The organism is Candidatus Moraniibacteriota bacterium, from assembly GCA_035390125.1.
In the GTDB taxonomy this organism is placed as follows: Bacteria; Patescibacteriota; Minisyncoccia; order Moranbacterales; family GWC2-37-73; genus DAOOTD01.
In genome coordinates this window covers 83671-104213 of record DAOOTD010000001.1, presented here as the reverse complement: position 1 = coordinate 104213, position 20543 = coordinate 83671, and the positions used below count along the sequence as shown (strand labels likewise).

Sequence of the window (20543 nt, the reverse complement as noted above, 5' to 3'; positions counted from 1 at the left end):
ATTGTTACTTAAAAAAATTTTTAGATTTTCAATTTTATTTTTCACTTATTGTTAAAATTATTATTCCGTCTATTTTTTTTATTTCGGAAATATATCCGAATTGATAAAAGTCACCGATATGATAATCTTCCCCTGAGTCATTCACGATTCCAAATAATGGGATCAACCAATCTATTTGCGAACTTCGATTTAATTCCACAATTTCAATTCCTTTTTCATCGGTGAAATAAGATATTCGATTAGAAAACCTGGCCAAATTAGATTTTGAACCATAGATTTGAATTTTTTTTGCGTTTTTGGATCCAGCTATGATGTAATCGGAAATTTTCTCAACTTGAACAGAAGATCCATCTATCATATCTCCTCCACCCCTCGACCAATCGGCAAAAGCCGTTTTGATAGCCCAAACATTAGCTACTGACAAAATTAAAGAAATAATCAAAATTACTAATCTTGAGAATTTTCCTGCTTTCAATATTAATTCGATCCAAAATCCCAAAAAAATGAAAGGTACAAAAGACAACATAATGAAATAGCGAAGTGACATTTCTTGGGCTGCCAAAAACATAATCGCCATTATTGAAACAATGTAAATTGAAATCATTAAAATAAAATTTTTCTTTTTTGTTTCCGTTTCTTTTTTGAAGTTCCAAGCTAGAAAAAAATATCCACCCAGGGAAAAAATAAAAGAAAAAACAAACAAAGCGATTTTCCCAAAAAGTTCAACTCCGCTGCTTTTTTTTAATTTTTTATATTCCCATGAATCCATAAATTGGCAGTCAGCTTTTTCGCCCATGTTCCCCACCGGTAATATTATTTTCAAATTGGATCCAAATTGGCAGTTGATTGCTGTGGCAATATTTTTGGGAAGCGAGCTTTGGTTTTTATTTTTCGTTTCTGCTCCGCTTTTGAAAGCTTCGAAATTCGCCCCCTTGGTTCTAACTTCGCTTATTATTTGAGAAACATTCAAAAGCAAAGCAATCAAAATTATAACCGACCAATATCTAAAATTTAAAAATTTTCTTTTCAGCCAAATTATTGAAGATAAGATAAAAGATAGAACAGCGCTGATCAACAGAATTGTATGCAGTTGTACCAAGATTCCCAAAGAAATGCCACAGAGAATTGACCAAAATATTTTTTTATGGTCATTGGTTTTCGCAATTTTTAACATCGAAAAAATGAACAGCATTCCAAAAAAAGAAGCTGCATTTGGATTCCAGGCAAACCTGGAATAAAAAATGGCAAAAAAACAAATCGAATATAAACCAGAGAGCAAAAGAGAAATTTTCTTTCCAAAATATTCGTTGATCAAAAAATAGATTAATAAAATGGAAAGAATTCCCCAAAGTAAATCAGGATAGGCCATTTTGTCAGGAAAAATTCCGAACAACTCAGTGCTTATGTATTGAAAATAATAAAATGCCGGTCCTAGATGAAAACTGGTCCCTCCGGCAATTGGTCCAAGCAATGGAAATATTTTTTCTTGCGCCATTAGCCTTACAACTCCAGCATCCCGAGCTTGATCGGAATTAAAGCGTAAATATTCAGAAAAATGAAATGTGCACAAGAAAATCCCAAAAGCAATAACAATTACAAAAACCCATATCTTCCATGAAACTTGTTTGATTCTGAAAATAACCTTATTTTTCATGTAGTTTTGCAATAGATAATCTTCCAAAAATTTGAGGGTCATTTGCTTGATATTTTGCCCTTGTTTTTTTATCTAATCTTCCACTATTTTCCGCATTTTCCAGAAAGAAAATAGTTGCATTCTCAGGTAATTTTTCTTTTTTGGAATACTCTTTAATCATGATTCCTTCTTTTTTTGTAAAATAGTCAATTGATCTTGCATATTTAAAAAGATACAGCTTCTTGCCTTTAAGATAGACTGCCTTTTGATCACTTGTGTGATAGGCTATATAATTAGCAATAAATTCTGTTTCACTTAGCGTGATAAATAGGCTTTCATTATTTTCAATTTTTTTATGCAAAAAAAAGTCTCTAAACATTCCACATGTTTTATATATATTGACTACTGCAAGCGCGATAAAAAACAATGTCAGAATTACGATTACAATTTTTGTTTTTCTATCTTTCGTCCATTTCAAAATCTCATCCACCCAAAAACCGAGCAGTAAAAAGGGCAAGAATTCCAAAACTAAATAAAATCTTGTTGAAATTTCATTTGCCAATAAAATTAAAAATACAGAAACTGTCAAAAAATAAATTCCCAGAAGCATAAGAAATTTATTTTTCTTGTCATCATTTTCTCTTCTGGCATTTTTAACCCATAAGATAATTCCGCCTATTGTAAATATAAGGCCAAAAAGAGTTTCCGCAACTACAAAAACCTGCCTCTCGAGTGGCCTGTGTTTTTTAAAATTTTTTGCGACATATTTAATTCCGCAATCCCCATTTGGTCCTATGGTAGAGATTATGTAATTATTGCCCTGTATTTGGCAAAGTATGTTTTCAGTAAATTTTTCAGCAATGCCGATTTCATTATCAGTTTTTTTTGCTGTTCCTTCCAAAAATGCCTGGATGTTCTGACCACCACTTTGAATTTCTCCAAATATCTGCGGAACATTTAAAAATAATGCGAACAAAAAAATAACAACAAATTCTTTGGCCATTTTTCTGCCACTCACCCTATAAACATATCCTAAAAAAAACAGCCAGCTTAACGGCATTGCAACCAAAAGTAATGTGTGGAGTTGCATGCCTATTCCCATGGCGGTTCCGGTCAAAGCTGCCCAGATAAATTTCTTTTTTGCGCCATCATCCGAAAGCATCAGCAGTGAATATAAAAAAAGAGAAACAAAAAATGGAGCCGAATTGGGATTCCAGGCAAAACGGGAATACTGGACGCAAAACATTGAAACAGACATGAGGCCAGTTAAAGCAATCGAAAGGGATTCGTTGAAATATTTTTTAAAAAGCAAATAGAGAAGCGGGATTGTTAGGATTGAAAAAAACAAATCAGGATAGGCCATTTTATCAGGATAAATTCCGAATATTTTAGCTGAAATGATCTGAAAATAATAAAAAATTGGACCAAGGGCAAAACTTGTGCCACCCGCCAAAGGTCCGGACAATGGCAGAGAAATTTGTCCTTCCAAAAAATCTCTCACAATCCCAGCATCTCTTGATTGATCGGCATTAAAGCGAAGCAAGTCATGAAAATTATAAACGCGGAAAAAAATACCTGTCACGATTATAGCAAGCAAAAACAGCAATTTTATATATTTTTTTTTAATAATTTCAGCATTATCACTCATATCAAAAAAATAAAAAATTTTTTCCTATTTTTTTCTTTATTTCAAATTCCTGAGCATGTTCTCCATGTTTTTGAATGATTATTTTTGCTTCCTTGGTGTATTTGTTGTATTTAGCATTAAAAGAAATAAAATTACCCAAATATTTACTTGTGGCTAAATTTCCAGAAATTATATAATTCAGCCCTTCTATATTGGCAAATTTATATCCAGTCTCATGACCAGAGGCAAAAAGAACAAGATTTTTATATTGTTTGAGAAAATTATGAAGTTCAATTCCTCTTGAAATATTTTTTTTATAGGAAACAAATTGTCCGTTTAATTCTGATGGGACTGAACTATGATGGGAAAACAAGATAGTGGGTTTGTCAGTGTTTAGAGCTTCTCGCAACCATTCGAATTCTGATTTGCTTACATATCCGTTTACGTATTGGTTGGGACCAAGGTCAGATCCGTCAGTTTTGAAATTTGTATCCATCAGAACAAATCTCCAATCGCCTAAATCAAAATATTTATGGTTAGCATCTATATCAAGTATTTTTCGCAATTCCTCTTTGTTTAAATCGCGTAAATCATGATTCCCGAAAACATATTCCCTTCTTGATTGCAGTTTTGAAAAAATATCGTTTATTTCTTTAAATTGTCGGATTGTTGTGTCTTTTTTGGAAGTAGAACTTTCCACCATATCCCCTCCGGAAATTACAATTTCCGGATGAAAATCATTGTTGAAATATTCAACTACTTTTTCCAAAGCTTCAGGAGCTTTGTTGGTCAGCTTATTGCCGACTTTATTTCTATATCCATACTCAAAATCAGCAACAAAGCCAAATTTTAAGCTGGTTTCAGCTGCTAAAATAACTTTGGTCCAAAGCAAATAACCTGATAAAGCCAAAATTGCAAAAAAAACTATCAATATTGTGGATAAAAAGATTACTTTGTGAAATTTTTTGTTACTTTCCATTTCTTTTTATTAAAAACCAAAAATCCGTTCATCAAAAACGACTCAGATTTTTTTGAATTATTGATTTTTGCGTGAACGAAAAAAATGTCTTAAAAAATTTTTATAGCTAAAATACCTAATAATTTTATACGATTTAAGGTTTAAAGTCAAAATTGTTGCTTAAATAGACCGCTCCTATCATTTAGTATATAATTCAGTTAGTATATCTAAAATAATTCAAGGATAATTATATGAAAATACCTATAAAAATTCTGCTGTTTTTTTTGACAACTTTGATAATTTTTTTCTCTTTTGGTTTTAATCACATCGGAAAGTTTATTACGGCCGATGAGCATCTTTGGATATATGATCGTATTCCAAAATATTGGAAAGCTATCCAGGAACAAGCGTGGGAAAAGACATATGTCCATGAAAAGCCCGGGATAACTTTATCCATAATTTCAGGGACAGGATTATTGAAATATCCCAACCCGTCAGACTACCTGAAGAAAAATAAAGCCAGTGAGGTCGGAACAACGCAGCCATTGGAAAATATGCTCGCTGCTTTCAGAATTCCGATTCTTATTTTTAATGCACTTTTCTCTTTATATTTATTTTGGATTATCAGAAAAATAACCAAGAATTATTGGATAGCCATCTGGTCAATCATTTTCACTCTTCTCTCGCCTATCATTCTTGGAACTTCACAGATAGTAAACGCCGACTCTATTCTTTGGTCATTTTCAATCGCCACATTGCTTTCTTTCATTGCATATCTGGAAAATAATGAAAAAAAATTTCTCATTTTAACGAGTTTATTTTTGGGACTTTCAATGCTGACAAAATTCACAGCAACAATTCTTATTCCTTTTCTTTTTGTTGTTCTGCTTATTTTTTATTTAGAAAAAATACATGAAAACAAAGAAAACGATCTGGCAAAAAAAATATTCCGGTTTTCTTGGGAATATTTCCTCGTAGTTGCAGGTTCCATGGCAGTATTTACAATTCTTCTTCCAGCAAGTTTTTTCAGATTAAAACGCTACCTGTATGACGGAACTATTGGCTATTCAACTATGCCTTTTGTATTGCTACCTATAACAATTCTGGTAATACTTTTAATCATTGAGTATGTTTGGGTAAAAAATAAATTCAGCCTCATATTTTTGCAAAAAATAGGACCATTCTGGGAAAAATATTCAAAAATAATCTATTTAACCCTCTTGCTTATTTTTTTGATCACGATTTTAAATTATATTTTTGGAAAAGATTTTTTGAACTTAGAAAAAATACCGTTTGATGCACGCCAGGGCGGAATATTCAAGAAAGAAAACATTTTCAAGAAAATAATTTTAGAAGCCAGACCTACTGTTTTCTCGTTGACCCCGCCTGTCATCTTATTCTGCCTGCTTTTGTGGGCTAAATCATTATTTTTAAATTTTAAGGAGAAATTTTTAATTCTTTCTCTTTCACTTTTTGTTATTGTTTATAACGCGGCATTGCTTCAGCAAAATTTGCTAAATATTATCCGCTACAATGTAATCATATACCCGATATTTTCAATTCTGGCAGCTATTGGAATTTATTACGCCATACCGGAAAATAACAAAGCTAAATATTTTCGGCCGGCCACAACAATACTTTTGATTATTTTGAGCTTAATAAGTCTTCGAAGCATCAAACCTTTCTATTTTAATTACACCAATTTTATGCTTCCAAAAAAATATTTAGTCACTGATTCATGGGGATATGGAGGATATGAGGCCGCACAATATCTGAATCCATTGCCCGACGTTGAGAATAAGTCTGCCTGGTCCGACTATTACGGCTTCTGTGATTTTTTTCGCGGAAAATGCACTTCCGATTATTCGGTTCTTCAAAATGAAATTCCCCCTTCTTTTGATTATTTTGTTTTTACTCGCCGAGGAGAAATAATATATAATCAAAAAATGAGCAAAAAATCATACGTCAAAAAACACAAAAATATGCCCCAAATAAAAACATATTACGAAAAAACATCCCCCAAATGGGAAATGAAAATTGGAGAAAGACCAGAAAACTACATTAAAATATTTGCAAAATAATTTAAATATACAGGAATTGATTTCAAATAATTCATACGCTATTCTTCCCCTGTTATATTATAAAGATTGTCATCTCGATCTTTTTTATTGAAAACATCTTTCCAGAAAAGACGGTCTGTTTTAGTTTTAGGGCGGTTGAACCTGAAATCTGCCGAAATGTTTCTATCATTTATCATAATTTTTGAAACCATAAGCTGTCCGAATTCTTTCTGTTCAATAACAGTTATGTTATCGCCGAATTTTTTTATAACCGGTTCAGTGCCGTTCTTTGTCGGAGTTATGGCAAAATACTCCGCATTTGGATCATCATTTATTTTCATAGTTTCATAAACTAAGTCTTTATCTCTTTTTTTATACAAAAGATAATCTATTGGGCGCACATGCTCCGGCTTTACATAATAATATAAGGTTTTGCCTTTTTCATGGTGTGCATACATCCAGTCTGCAACAGATTGCAAATGCCAAAGCAAGACACCATCTTTTGCTTTCAGAATAAGCGACCTTCTTATTTCAACAGTTTCTTTCTGTGAATTTGCCTGCTCCCTGAACCAAGCATAAGTCCCATAGGAGTTCCAGACAATTATCAGGGATGAAACAACTATTCCCGTCCAAACAGCCTTTTTATATCCAATTTTTTCCTCCAAATATTCATAAATCATGCCTAAAAGAATGAACGGTACTGCAAAAACAACAATAAAAAATCTCGGGCGAAGTTGAAATGAAACCGGAATCATAAGGATAAAATAAACACTTATCCAGATTAAAAGAAGAGCCAAAAAATCTTTTCTTGAATCATTTTTTTCTTTTCTTAATGCACGTAATAGAATAATGACACCTGAAATTAAAATTATTGTTGTCAAGAACATAGCAAAATTTTCCTTGTTATTCTCTTCCCCATAACACTGCGACGTTGTTATTAAACAATAATAATTCAGATTTTCAGAAATATTTTTGGAAATTTTTTCTATAAATGGCTTGCTCTCGGGTTTCGAACTCAGAGCTGTGATGAAATTTTTGGTATTTTGCCCATTTTCTTTAATGTCACTGATTATTACAGGCATATATAGCAAAATAAAAACAAAAAATGCAGCTGCGACATATTTGGAAAATTTTACAATATTTTCTTTTTTGAAATATGAAAATATTTTTTCTTTCTTCCAGAATTCCATTTTAAAAAGTACGAATAATCCAGAGATTCCGACTAATCCGAAAAATCCGAAGAAATGCAACTGCGACCCGATCACAATTCCCAAAATCCAAAGAATGAGCCAGAGATATTTTTTCTTTTCATTCTGCTCCCTAAAAAACTTAAGCAGGCCATAGAAACTCAAAAGAAGGAAAAATTGAAGCGAGTTCGGATTCCAGGCAAAACGCGAATACTGGATTATGATGAAAGAAAAGGCATACATCGCCGTTATCATCAGTGAATATTTCCTGGAAAAATAAAGTCTTGCAAAAAAGAACAGAAGTATTATGGCTGCAATTGAAAAAAACAGGTCCGGATAGGCTAAAACTGGGGGCTGAGATGAATTAAAGATGAGAGTTGAAATATATTGAAAATAGTAAAAAATAGGCCCCAAACGCAAGAAGCCCTGATCTACTTCTGTTGCTCCGGCTCTGGCTCCCAAAAGAGGCATATAGCCTGGCCCATTTTCCACGATATTATCAATGAGGAAAGCATCTCGTGCTTGATCCATTTTAAAGTATAGCCAATCATCAAATTGATAAGTCCTTAAAAGAAAAGATGCTATTATAATTATAAAAAAAAATAAAGGCACTAATTTATTTTTCATAATAATTTTCATAATATAACTATTTCAGTATACATTTTTTGCTTGCAAAGTCAAAATGTCACCAAATAGACTACTCAATTAAAATATGCTATCTTTGTGAGGTAATTTGATTATTTTTTTAAAAAATAAATGCTCAAAAAAATCATCACACCACTTGTTATTTCGCTTGTTATAGCCATAAATCTTTTTTTAGGATTATCCAGATTAGACAAATATTCTGCTGTTGACGAACCCTATTGGACATACGGACGAACTTCTAAGTTTTGGACTGCCATAGAAAATCACAACTGGAAGTCAACGAATGTAAATGACAAACCAGGTATAACTGTAGCGATCCTTTCTGGTTTTGGTCTGCTTAAATATGATCCGATGCAATATGAGTCCTTGAGAGAAAATGTAAAGACCGAGCAACAGCTCCATGATATAAGAGCGATTAATTTCTATTTCCGCCTGCCGATTTTCCTTTTCTGCACTTTAATTCTATTAGCTTTCTATTTCCTTCTTAAAAAACTTTTTGGAGACATCATTGCGCTTTTGAGTTTTATTTTTATAAGTTTTTCTCCGATTATTTTTGGCATTTCATTGATTATAAACCCTGATTCACTGCTCTGGATATTTCTACCCCTTTCAATTCTCAGTTATTTTGTCTTTAAAAAAGAGGAAAATAAAAAATATCTTGTCTTAAGCGGCTTTTTCATGGGACTTTCCCTTCTCACAAAATATGTTGCCAATATTCTGTATATTTTCTTTTTTGCACTTCCTTTTCTAGAATACATCTTCATCGAGAAAAAACCAGTTCTTTCTGAGTATCTTAAAAAATCTTTTGTTAATTATTTAACTTTAGTTGCATTTTCGATGCTAACTTTCTTCATTCTTTTTCCCGCCTCATGGACAAATTTGGAAATACTTCTAGAAGGCACTTTTCTGAGTAAAGCATTTGAAACAACCTGGCCTGTTTTTGCATCAATTTTTACTCTTGTTGCATTGGACATCATTCTTCTTAAAAGTAAGGTTATGGGATTGATTTTAGGTTTTATTTCAAAACACAAAACAATTATCGTGCAGATATTTTCCTCATTTTTTATTCTATTCACCCTGCTTGTTCTCATAAATACATATTCAGGAATGAAATTTATTGATTTTGTTTCCTTCCTTTCTTCACCCAAGGGAATAGGTGCAGATAACATTCTAGAATCATATGCTGGAGCAATTCTGTCCGACACTTACAGCCTGATTTTTGGAATGTGTCCTTTTGCCTTTCTTGCTTTTATTTTTGCGTTATTTTTAAGTGTCAGGGGAAAAACCTCTATCGATCTTGAGTTGCAGATTATTTTTTATTTTTTAATTTTTATTTTTCTCTACTATTTGGCTTCTTCAGTAAATGAAGTTACAGCCACCGTACGCTACCAAATTGTCACCTATCCGCTAGCTATGATAATAAGCGCCATAGGTATATCAAAATTCATATCCTGCAAAAAAGTAGAGAAATACATTCCAAACACATTAGCTATTGTTTTTGTTTTAGCGGTTTCTTTTCTTGCACTTTTTTCTGCCCGTCCTTTCTATTTGGCCTATGCTTCCCCGCTCCTGCCGGAAAAATACCTTTTGAACTACAAGGATATGGGTGACGGCAGTTATGAAGCAGCAGAATATCTGAATTCACTGCCTGATGCGCAAAATCTTATAATCTGGTCAGACAAAGGCTCCGTTTGCGCTGAATTTTTGGGAAAATGCGCAATTGGATATAACAAGAAAAAACTAAAGAACTTTAAATTCGATTATGTTGTCGTTTCTTCAGGAAGAGAATCAAAAAGTTCCAAAAGTTTTGGGAGTATTGATGATGTTATCGATATTGAAAAAGCTTATAAGACTGAGAACTACTTACAAAAAATTATACTTGGTCGCAATAATTCAAATTTCGTGAAAATAGTCGAGACAGATTCTTTGAAAAAGTAACTGGGATATTATATTCTAATTCATTTACAATAGCCCTTTTTTGGCTTACAATTAAAGCATAAGATAATTTTTCAAGCATTGTAAAATGAAGCAAAAAATCATTGTTTTTTTGGTATTTTTTTCCATATTCATATCTTCACTTTATTTCGGTTTTCCGCGATTGGAAAAGTTTTCCGGAGTAGATGAACCCTATTGGTCATATGACAGAGTTCCTAAGTTCTGGAATGCAATAAAAAATATGAAATGGGAGAAAACGCATCTTTGTGATAAACCTGGAATAGTTATTGCGGCAATTTCTGGAATAGGTCTTCCTTTTGACAATGAAGATTTCAATAGCATAAAAAAACTTCAAAAAATACGCTATGAAAAGAAGACTCTGGGAGATATTCAAAGAATAGAAAATCTCTACTTCCATCTACGTTTGCCTGTTTTTCTTTTCACTTTGTCCATGCTACCTATATTTTATTTCCTCATCAAAAAATTACTTGGGCAAAAAATTGCCATATTTTCAGTAATTTTCATCGGACTTTCACCGATTTTGCTCGGCATCTCACTGATAATAAATTCAGATGCGATGCTCTGGATTTTGGCAGGACTTTCAATTTTAAGTTTTTTCAATTTTCTAAAAGACGGACAAAAAAAATTCCTCATCCTTTCCGGTTTTCTTCTCGGACTTTCTGTCATAAACAAATTTGTCGCCAATATTCTTTTTGTATACTTTTTCTCAATATTCCTTATGGAATATTTTCTATACACCTATCAAAAAACAGAGATTGATGAATATCTGAAAAAATCTTCCGTCAATTATCTTATTCTTTTTGGAGTTGCAATAGTTTCGGCTTTCCTATTTTTTCCAGCCACTTGGGAAAAAATCTATATACTGTTCAAATATACTGTCGGTCATCCTGTATTCTCTTCTACTTGGCCAATTTATGTCGGAATCATAGCCATTCTAGCTTTAGATCTAATTATATTCAAAGCAAAATTTTCTAAAATAATTTTTGGCTTTCTGGCAAAACATCGCAAAATTTTGATAAAAACAATTGCTGGAATTTTCCTCATACTGATAGCCATTGTTTTTCTCCATGTCTATGCCAAATTTAATTTTTTCAACATTCAAGAAATCATCGCTTCGCCAAAAGGAATAGGCACTGGCAATTTAGCGCAAAAATACATTGGGGCAATATTAGCCGACACATATAGCTTGATTTTCAGCATTTCGCCTCTTGTTCTTTTCTTTTTAATTTTCTCGGTCTTTTTTTCTCTGCGCAAAAAAAACGAGCTTGATCGAAAATCCATAACTAAATTTTATATACTCATTTTCATCCTGATTTTCTATATGGGTGCAGCTGTAAATGAAGTCATTGCTACCGTACGCTACCAGATTATGGTTTATCCGCTGGTTTTCGTTTTGGCTGCCATTGGTGTTTCGGAATTTTTAGAAATAAAAAAGATTGAAAAATATGTTACTTCTTTTTTTGCAATTATAGCAATCTTTGCTATTCTTGAAGGAAGCTTATTTTTCATAAAACCAAACTTTTTAGCCTATGCATCGGAAATTTTGCCAAAAAATTTCATTGTCAACCTAAAAGGCATGGGTGAAGGAAGTTATGAGGCTACTCAATATCTCAATCAGCTTCCAAATGCCGGCAATATGGTAATTTGGTCAGACAAGGGAGCTGTTTGCGAAAGATTTGTCGGCAAATGTTTTGTTGATTTTAAAATAGAAACTTTCTTAGACAATAAACTTGATTATTTTATTATTTCTACAGATAGAAGGTCGCGCACAGTTAAGTTATCAAAAGAACCTAAAGTTATTAACGGCATAGAAACTACAGAAAATGTCGCATCTTATGTAAATTTCGAGGAAATGTATCAAAAGAAAAATGTTGAATTTGAAACAATCATTAGCAACAATCCGAATAATTTTGTTAAAGTCATAAAAAATAATAATATACTATAAAAGATTTATGTTAATAGCTGATTTCATTGATAAAATTGTCAACACTATCGCTGAAAAAATACTCAGGAGAAAAATAAACAAGGGCTTGCTTCAGTTTTTCCGTTATTTAATTTGCGGCGGAACTTCCACTCTTGTTGATCTTGTCATGCTTTATTCTTTGACCCATTTTATTGATGTGCATTATTTGATCGCAGCACCAATAGCCTATGTCACCGGAACTGCAACAAATTATACTATGAATATTCTTTTAGTTTTTAAAAGTTCAGGCAACATCAAGAAGGAATTCCCTCTCTTTGCTATTATCGGTATTGGCGGCCTTCTTTGGACTGAAATTATTATCTGGTTCTTTGTCGACCTGCTGGATGTTTATGTGATGATAGCCAAAATTATAGCGATTGTTTTGGTTCTGAATTGGAATTTCTTTATGCGCAAGAAATTCGTCTTTTCTTCCGGATCGGCTTCAAAAGAGCCATAAAAAAGCAATCCAAAAAATCACTTACTTTCAAAATGATTTCAGGAGCAGCTAATAAAATAAAAACACTCATATTAATTATGAGTGGTTTTTAAAAATATTTATAAAGTATGTTTATTTTTTAATTTCTTTATTTTTTAAATAAATCGGTAGCGCTATTATATTTATAAGACCTTGAAAAAAACGATTTAGGAGTGCAACAATGACTGCAGCAGAAATATTTATACCCATCATCCCAAAAAAGAAAATATAGGCCCATTCTTTTAGCCCGACACCTGCAGGAATCGATGAAAGAATGCTGATTATGAAAACAACAGAAAAATAATCAAGAGGATTCATCTGAACTCCTATGCTCCAAAATAAAATAATATTTGCCAAACCAACGCCGATAACATTAAAAATTACAGAGTATATCATTGTTTTTGCAAAAAGTTTTCTGTCTTTACCAAAGCTTCCGATCTCCTTGATATAAACAAGCATTTTTTGTGGAATAAATTTTATCTCTTTTCCAGTAAAAAAATATTTTAATAGCTTAGGTAGAAAAGGAATCAGCACCAAGACAAAAATAAAAAAAATGTTTATAAGCACCAAGGTTGGTATTTCAGAAATAACCCTGAGATTAATAAGCGAAAAAAAGGGAGTCATTAAAAAAAGTGCCAATAGTCCAGTCAATCTATCGTCAACAACAGTTGCAGTAGCTTCAGGATATCTTTTGTCTTTCTTGCCTATTTGATAGGATCGAAAGATGTCTCCTCCTATAGTTGAGGGCACAAAATTATTTATAAAAGCACCAGTTATATAAAGCTTTAAAAAAGTAGATAATTTTTCCTTAAAACCTTTGCTTTCAGCTAGGCACTTCCACTTGATTGAAGAAATTATCAGCCCGAAAAAAACAACTACCAGATAAAAAATTATATACAAAGCTGATATGTCTTTGAGATAAGAAAGGGACTCTTGCCAGTCTATTTTCAAGATTATCCAGATTATAAAGACAAGGCTGATAAGAATTTTCAGAAAATTTATTAGAATTTTTTTATTACTTATCATTTTTAAAAAATATCTTTTTTATTTCTTAACTATTATTATTTTTACTTTTAATATTTTTCAATTCAATCGCATTACGGTATAAATCAATATATTCTCCAGCAACAACCGACCAATCAAACTTCTCAGATAATTTTCTGCTTTCATTGCCCATTTGAATTTCCAAATTTTTATTGATCATAATTTTTTCAATTTTTTCAGCTAAGTCATCTGGATCTTTCATTTTGACGATAAAACCATTTTTTTCATTTTGCACTAATTCCTTAGTTCCACCTGTATCGGTTGCAATTATTGGCAAACCGCAAGACAAGGCTTCTAGCATAGTATTGCTCATTCCTTCATTAAGCGATGGTAATACAAAAATATTCGATTTTTGGTAATATTCTAAAATATTTTCATGCAAAATAGGCCCAGTGAAAGTAACTTCCGATCCAATTCCTATTGTTTGTACTAAATTTTTGAGAGAATCGCATTCATCCCCATCCCCTACAATAAATAACTTTATGTTCTTGTATTTTTTTAGAAGATTTCCAACCGCCTGAATCAAAAATTTGATTCCTTTTCTTCTGGTAATACGGGAGATACACACTATAGTGAATTTATTTTCGTCTTTTTTATTTGCATCCGGAAAAAAATCACCTGTGTCTATGCCGTTATAAATAATTCCTATTTCTTTTTCTGTTTTTGATTTAAGTGCAAGCTCCCGCAGTCCACAGCTATTTGCAATAACAAAGCAGGCACTTTTCCATATTTTTTTTATGATCGGAGTGATGAATTTGTATAAAATAGTGAATCTTTCACTATATCCCGGAACATCAGATCCGCGCAGTGAAATTATATAAGGAATTTTGAATTTATTCTTTAAAATAAAAGATGCTATGCCGCATGGAACAGTAAAAAATGAATGAGTAAGATCATACTTATTCTCCCTTACCAGCTTTTTTGCGAATTTATAGGAAACCCAGGCATACTTTAAAAGCTCCTTTTTTGATTGATAGTGAATATTTTCAGCATTTTTACCTATTGGAAGCTTATGAACAGTAATATTTTCACTTAATTTCAAAATCTGGTGTTTTTCGTTGATTGAAGAAGTGATAAAATCAACTTTAATTTCCGAATTTTTAGCGTATTCCTTTAGCAAATAAAATGAAGCATTCCCTGCACCCCCACCTAAAGGAGGATATTCATAGTTGAAAAATAGGATTCTCATTTCTAAATAAGATTAATTTTATTCTTAATTGCGTCCGACGCCATAATATTCGAACCCCAATTTCTTTATATGCTCAGGCTCATATACGTTTCTAAGGTCTACAAAGATACTTCCTTTCATGAGCTGTTTTATTTTTTCAAAATCTAATGAACGATATTCATTCCATTCAGTCATAAGAACAAGGCAATCAGCATCTTCAACTGCTTTATATGGATCAGAAACATAGTTTATTTCTGGCATATTTTTTTTGGCTTCTTCCATTCCATGTGGATCAGTAGCTACAATTTCTGCACCTTTTTCTTTAAGTGCTGGCAATATCATAAGTGCTGGAGCGTCGCGCATATCATCTGTTTCTGGTTTGAAGGTTAAACCTAAAACAGCAATTTTTTTGCCCGCTTCGCTTCCACCCAAAGCCTTTCTTATTTTCCCAACCATTCTGGCTTTCTGTGCAGCATTAACTTCAATAACAGTTTCAATGATGCGTATCGGGCTTCCGTGTTCCTGTGCAATTCTGCAAAGTGCTAAAGTATCCTTAGGAAAACATGAACCGCCATATCCCGGGCCAGCATGCAAGAATTTTTTTCCGATACGGTTGTCCAACCCTATGCCTTTAGCCAGATCAATAACATTGGCCCCAATAGTTTCGCATAGGTTGGCAATTTCATTAATAAAACTTATTTTAGTCGCTAAAAATCCATTGGCGGCATACTTGATAAGCTCGGCTGTTTGCAGGTTAGTGAAAACAATCGGAGTTTCAATCAAGTATAAAGGCTTATAAATTTCTCTCATAATTTCTTGCGCTTTTTCACTTTCAACTCCTACTACTACTCTATCTGGCTTCATGAAATCACTGATAGCCGCACCTTCACGAAGAAACTCAGGGTTAGAAGCTACATCAAAATCAGCTTTTGGATTATTTTCTCTGATTATTCTTTTTACTTCCTTGGCCGTACCAACCGGTACGGTACTCTTATCTACGATTACAGTATAATCTTTAAGTAAAGGCGCTAATTCTTTAGCTACAGCATAAACGTAAGTAAGATCTGCATAGCCATCTCCCCTCCTGGATGTTGGAGTTCCAACTGCAATAAAAATTGCATCAGCATCACCTGCACATTCTTCGAGCTTTGTACTGAATTTTAATCTTCCAGATTCAACATTCTCCAAAACCATGTCATCTAAACCTGGTTCATAAATCGGAATTATGCCTTTTTTTAAGTTTTCAATTTTTTGTTCATCTTTATCAACACAAAATACTTCGTGGCCAAAAGATGCAAAGCAAGTTCCAGAAACAAGGCCGACATAACCACTTCCAATAACTGTAATTTTCATAAAAAATTTAATTTTAATTATTAATTATCTCTTTTATTGAATAATTCATGGATTTTCTACTTTTGTAATATACTTTAAGTAAAATGTCAGCCAAAAGTCCGAAAATAAATAGTTGAATACCAATCATAATCAGGAATACTCCAACAAGAGGCCATATTTTTTCCGATAGAGAAGCGCCGAGAAACATTTTTTCTATTAACATCCAGGCTAAAATTGCAAAGCCGGCAAATATGCAAAACATTCCTCCGCCTCCGAATAAATGTACCGGGCGATTGGAATATTTTCTCCAAAACCAAATAGAAACCATATCTACAATGCCTTTTATCCCCCTTCTCCAGTTATATTTTGTTTTCCCGTGAATTCTGGGAAAATGATTAACCTTTACTTCTCCTACTTTATATCCGTCAAATTGCAGTATGGCCGGCATAAAACGGTGCATTTCACCGAAAAGATCAACCTCTGAAAAACATTCCCGTTTGTAAGCTTTTAGGCTACAACCGCTATCATGAATATTATCTTCAACCAAAACCTTGCGCAAAATATTTGCCATACGGGAAGAAAGCTTTTTCATGAAATCATCTTTTCTTTGCCATCGCCATCCCGAAACAACGTCATAACCCTCGCTCATTTTTTCAAGCAATATTTTTATATCTTTAGGATCATTCTGCAGATCGCCATCCATCGTGATTATTATTTCTCCCCTTGCATTTTTTATCCCAGCATCAAAACCGGCAGTTTGGCCATAATTTTTCCTAAAGCGGATTAATTTTAGCGGTTTTAGCCCCTCACAATCAATGAACGTTTTGTCTGTTGATCCATCATCAATAAAAATAATTTCATAAGGTTTGCTAAGTGATTCGCAAGCTTCAACAATACGCTTATGAAGCTCACGCACATTTCCTTCTTCATTGTAAAGAGGAACAACAACTGAAATATAGGGTTTTTCTTCCATATATTTAAAATTTAAGCCTTAATTTAAAAAACTCAATTACTGTCTAATTATACAGGAAATAATGCCTGTGGGCAACCCCTATTGAGAAAAAAATAAAAAGAATCTTATCAATCCTTTTTATCATACCTAATTTCATATTTAAACTAGATAAACTAATTTCTTTTAAAGGCAATCTTTGCTTCTGCGAGGCTTACCTGTGGAATTTCCTGTTGGCATATTTCAGCATATCCTTTTACTGCGATAACTACGGGATTTTTTTCGGAGGAAAGATTCAGATTGTTTTTAACCTGCGGAGTGGGATCTATAAGTCTCACTGCAAAGTTTTCAGATTTTTTAGCATTTCTTATAGGCAACTTTTCAATATCCTCATCTTTTACGCGTATAACAATGCTTTCTTCTTCATTTTGGTCAGATGGGTTCTTCCATCCACGAATCATGCCTTCGCCTTCATAATAGTGAGACTCACAAAAATTTTCGTTTTCATCACTTTGCGTGGCGGATATTTGTTTTTCTGAAACTACTGGCACTTGATAATTATTCGGAACATTCTTTTTGCTGTAAATCCAATAAAAACCGCCTATTACCATTAAAGCTAACAAAATAATTATTATAACTAATTCACTTATATTTTTTTTATACATTTTTATATTATTTTTTAATTTTGAATATAAAGGTTGAAAGGCGAACCATATAAAATCTTATTTATATTATACCATTTATTTATAATAAAGTAAAATAATATTTCAAATATTGCTAAATTTTTTTGCTTCTAGTTATATACATAGGCCTTTTTATAACCTCACTATGTATATTGGCTATATAAAAAGCCAGGAGACCTATAGATATCAGTATTATACCCACCAGAAAGAGAATGAGAATTGCAAGGTTTTCTGAGTCAGAAAATGTTGATGCAAAAGGCGTGTGAAAAAAATATTTTCCAAGCATAATATAAAGTCCCGCTACTCCCGAAATTAGGGTGATTGCCATACCCAAAAATCCTGCCAATTTTAGCGGCAATAAACTGAGCGATACAAAACTGTTTAATGCTAATTTAAAAAGTTTCCAGAAACTATAGCTGGCATCTCCGTTTATTCTTTTGTTTGCGTCAAAATAAATATATCCCCTTTTAAAACCAAGCCAGTCAATCAGGGCTCTGGTCATTCTTTTGCTTTCGGTAAAACGGTTAAACTGTCTTATCACTTCTTTATCGATTAGTCTGAAATCTGTTGCGTTTGGAGTTATCTCAACTTCAGATATCTTATTTATAATAATATAAAAAATCTTAGACCCGAATCTTTTTAAGAATCCGGCGTTCTTGTTTGTTTTTCTGACTCCAACAACAACCTCAAACCCGCTCTCCCATTTATTTATAAATTCAGGTATCATCTCGACTGGATGTTGCAAATCGGCATCAACCATTATGCCAGCATCTCCTTGGCAATTATTAAGAGCGGCTGTTGTTGCTATTTCCTTGCCAAAATTCCTGGAAAAATCTATATATTTTACCTGAGCGTCAGAATCAGCTAATTTTTCGATTTCTTGCATGGTCTTATCGGTACTTCCGTCATTGATAAAAATAATCTCAAAAACATAATTATTTTTCAGATTTATGAATATATCTTTCAATCTTGCATATATAAGCGGGATATTTTTTTCTTCATTATATGCCGGAACAATTATTGATATCAATTTCATAGCTTTTATATTTTATCCCTAAAAAATATTTGAAAATATTTTTAAAAAATTTTCAACTAAGATTTCTGCGTTAGATTTATTTATAGTTTCTTCTATATCTGTATCTTCAACGCTTGAATTTTCTGAATAAACTAAGGTTGAAGCAGCTTGATCGTCAATCATCGGATCTAGCTTAAAAACCGAAGCGGCTTGATTATCAATCATTGGGCATAATTTAAAAATTGGAGCAATTTTATTTATATTATTAGAATCTATGCAAGAATCTGGAACATTTTCGATTTTACTTGCAACAGCCGGCTTTGGAGGTGGAGTTTTTTTTGCGACACGCCTGACATAATTTGTAGTCATTCTGGCAGTTTCATTCTTATAATTAAATTTAATATTAATTGTTTCTCCTGGATGCGCTGTAACCGTAATTGAAGCAAAAAGCTTTCCTCCCTTGTGAGTTTCATGATCTTTTATGCCTTTATAAGCTTTTATGGTATAAACTCCATTTTTAGCATCATCAAAAACTCCCTTTTGGCCATATTCGACTTCCACATATTTTCCCTTACTGTCAAACATAACAGCTTTCCAGTTATCCGCTTCTTTGGAAATATCTTCTATCTGCCACCTTATTATTGTTCCTCCATTTTTTAATATCCAATCAAATGATTTGGAGCCATGACCCCACCATGCATCGGCCCATGCCAAACTTGATGGCATCAGAATAAGCCCAATAAAAAGTATTATTTTGGAAGTAATATTTAGCATTTATTTTGGATATTGTGCTTTTTTCTTTTAATTTCTGTTTTTTATTTTTAAATAAATTTTCTTGCCTACCCTGTAGATCCCCCAGATAATCAGTACCCAGACAAGCAGGAATGGAACAACAACTATAATCAACCTAATGACAAAATCAACCAGACCCTGCATTACTTTTATCAGGGAATTGAAAGATTCTTTGACAACCTGCCATGGCCTCCATGAATCAGCAATTGTTATATTTTCATCCTCGGTAAGATTAGCCGAGATTGTGGACATATCAGTCTGCGAGTCAAGATATTTGATTTTACCCTGAATCTGCTCTATGGTTCCTCTGACTCTGGATAACTGTTGCGTGACAGCCAAAACATCGTCTATTTTTTGAGCCTGACCAAGAATCTTTATATAAGACTGTTCTTCAGCCTGGCGGTTCGTAAGCTGTGCCTTAAGATCGACATATTGTTCCGTAACATCTTGGCCTGAAATCGACTCGCGTATAACCAAAGAGGATACTTTTTTAATCTCAGAAAAAGTTTTTTCAAAATTAGCTACCGGCACCTTGATTGTTATCGTTCCGCTCTTTATGCTCTTCGCACTTTGATAAAAATTAGAAGAGAATATTTCTCCGCCATTGTCTTTGGCAATTTCTGAAATTTTTTCTGCAGTTTCTTCAGCACTTTTGACTTTTAATTCAAGGTCGCCATTTTTTATAATCTTTTTATCTGCCTGCAAAAAATCTCCGGATTCTACAGCATCATAAGAAGATTCGGATGGAATGGAGTAAGAAGATGGCGAACTGCTATTTTTCATACTTGCTGCTGGCGATTGATTGGAAAAACCTAATTTTGCACTAGGAAGACCTAACGCCGAGCTCCTGCTTGTTTCATTTGAGAAAGAACTGGATCCAGAAAGAATGCTTTTTGAAGCCCTTAAAACAATGGCGGCTACAAAAAGAACTATCAATATACCCAGCAAAATTCCTCCGATTTTTAAAAATTTGTTCATATTTTATGTTTTAATATTTACTTATTAGATTATACTATAAAAAAACAGGGCTTTATAATTTTCGTATTTTTTTATTAA

At 32.9% G+C, this 20543-nt stretch carries 16 protein-coding genes; 4 read left to right on the top strand and 12 right to left on the bottom strand.

The window, feature by feature from the left end:
* Positions 1-34: 34 nt before the first annotated feature.
* Genes PLR68_00515 through PLR68_00505 form a run of 3 tightly spaced genes read right to left on the bottom strand, consistent with a single transcriptional unit; the run spans position 35 to position 4239 of the window.
* On the bottom strand, positions 35-1696 hold the full coding sequence (locus PLR68_00515; GenBank protein HOW60225.1) for a glycosyltransferase family 39 protein: 1662 nt from the start codon (positions 1694-1696) through the stop codon (positions 35-37).
* Entirely contained in the window at positions 1644-3281 is a 1638-nt protein-coding gene (locus tag PLR68_00510) for a glycosyltransferase family 39 protein (protein HOW60224.1), read from the bottom strand. The genes PLR68_00515 and PLR68_00510 overlap by 53 nt, the downstream gene beginning before the upstream one ends.
* A gap of 1 nt (position 3282) precedes the next feature.
* The gene (locus PLR68_00505) at positions 3283-4239 is read right to left on the bottom strand and encodes a metallophosphoesterase (protein HOW60223.1); all 957 of its coding nucleotides are present in this window, start codon (positions 4237-4239) and stop codon (positions 3283-3285) included.
* Positions 4240-4469: 230 nt separating this feature from the next.
* Between PLR68_00505 and PLR68_00500 the strand changes: the two genes are divergently transcribed.
* Positions 4470-6299: a glycosyltransferase family 39 protein gene (locus PLR68_00500; protein ID HOW60222.1), complete on the top strand. Its 1830-nt coding sequence runs from the start codon at positions 4470-4472 to the stop codon at positions 6297-6299.
* A 38-nt stretch (positions 6300-6337) separates the two neighbouring features.
* Here PLR68_00500 and PLR68_00495 read toward each other — a convergent pair whose 3' ends face one another.
* The gene (locus PLR68_00495; protein HOW60221.1) at positions 6338-8092 is read right to left on the bottom strand and encodes a phospholipid carrier-dependent glycosyltransferase; all 1755 of its coding nucleotides are present in this window, start codon (positions 8090-8092) and stop codon (positions 6338-6340) included.
* Positions 8093-8221: 129 nt separating this feature from the next.
* Here PLR68_00495 and PLR68_00490 point away from each other — a divergent pair, with 129 nt between their 5' ends.
* The 3 genes from PLR68_00490 to PLR68_00480 all read left to right on the top strand — a co-directional run bounded on the left by PLR68_00490 (position 8222) and on the right by PLR68_00480 (position 12486).
* Positions 8222-10048 (top strand): glycosyltransferase family 39 protein, encoded by a 1827-nt coding sequence (locus PLR68_00490; GenBank protein ID HOW60220.1) that lies wholly within the window; start codon positions 8222-8224, stop codon positions 10046-10048.
* Positions 10049-10133: 85 nt separating this feature from the next.
* Positions 10134-12011, top strand: a complete 1878-nt coding sequence (locus tag PLR68_00485) for a glycosyltransferase family 39 protein (protein ID HOW60219.1) — start codon at positions 10134-10136, stop codon at positions 12009-12011.
* Positions 12012-12018: 7 nt separating this feature from the next.
* Positions 12019-12486, top strand: coding sequence for a GtrA family protein (locus PLR68_00480; GenBank protein ID HOW60218.1), 468 nt, complete (start codon positions 12019-12021; stop codon positions 12484-12486).
* 111 nt (positions 12487-12597) lie between these two features.
* Here the strand turns inward: PLR68_00480 and PLR68_00475 are convergent, their stop codons facing one another.
* From PLR68_00475 to PLR68_00440, 8 genes are all read right to left on the bottom strand, one after another.
* Positions 12598-13530: a lysylphosphatidylglycerol synthase transmembrane domain-containing protein gene (locus tag PLR68_00475; GenBank protein HOW60217.1), complete on the bottom strand. Its 933-nt coding sequence runs from the start codon at positions 13528-13530 to the stop codon at positions 12598-12600.
* 25 nt (positions 13531-13555) lie between these two features.
* Positions 13556-14737, bottom strand: a complete 1182-nt coding sequence (locus PLR68_00470) for a glycosyltransferase family 4 protein (GenBank protein HOW60216.1) — start codon at positions 14735-14737, stop codon at positions 13556-13558.
* Between the two features lie 24 nt (positions 14738-14761).
* Positions 14762-16069 carry a UDP-glucose/GDP-mannose dehydrogenase family protein gene (locus tag PLR68_00465; GenBank protein HOW60215.1) on the bottom strand — a complete coding sequence of 436 codons (1308 nt, stop codon included), beginning with the start codon at positions 16067-16069 and terminating at the stop codon, positions 14762-14764.
* Between the two features lie 13 nt (positions 16070-16082).
* Positions 16083-17021 carry a glycosyltransferase family 2 protein gene (locus PLR68_00460; GenBank protein ID HOW60214.1) on the bottom strand — a complete coding sequence of 313 codons (939 nt, stop codon included), beginning with the start codon at positions 17019-17021 and terminating at the stop codon, positions 16083-16085.
* Between the two features lie 152 nt (positions 17022-17173).
* A complete protein-coding gene (locus PLR68_00455; GenBank protein ID HOW60213.1) occupies positions 17174-17662 on the bottom strand; it encodes a hypothetical protein in 489 nt (162 codons plus the stop codon).
* 112 nt (positions 17663-17774) lie between these two features.
* Positions 17775-18716 carry a glycosyltransferase family 2 protein gene (locus PLR68_00450; GenBank protein ID HOW60212.1) on the bottom strand — a complete coding sequence of 314 codons (942 nt, stop codon included), beginning with the start codon at positions 18714-18716 and terminating at the stop codon, positions 17775-17777.
* Between the two features lie 18 nt (positions 18717-18734).
* The gene (locus tag PLR68_00445; GenBank protein HOW60211.1) at positions 18735-19469 is read right to left on the bottom strand and encodes a hypothetical protein; all 735 of its coding nucleotides are present in this window, start codon (positions 19467-19469) and stop codon (positions 18735-18737) included.
* A gap of 27 nt (positions 19470-19496) precedes the next feature.
* Positions 19497-20465 (bottom strand): DUF4349 domain-containing protein, encoded by a 969-nt coding sequence (locus tag PLR68_00440; protein ID HOW60210.1) that lies wholly within the window; start codon positions 20463-20465, stop codon positions 19497-19499.
* Positions 20466-20543: the final 78 nt, after the last annotated feature.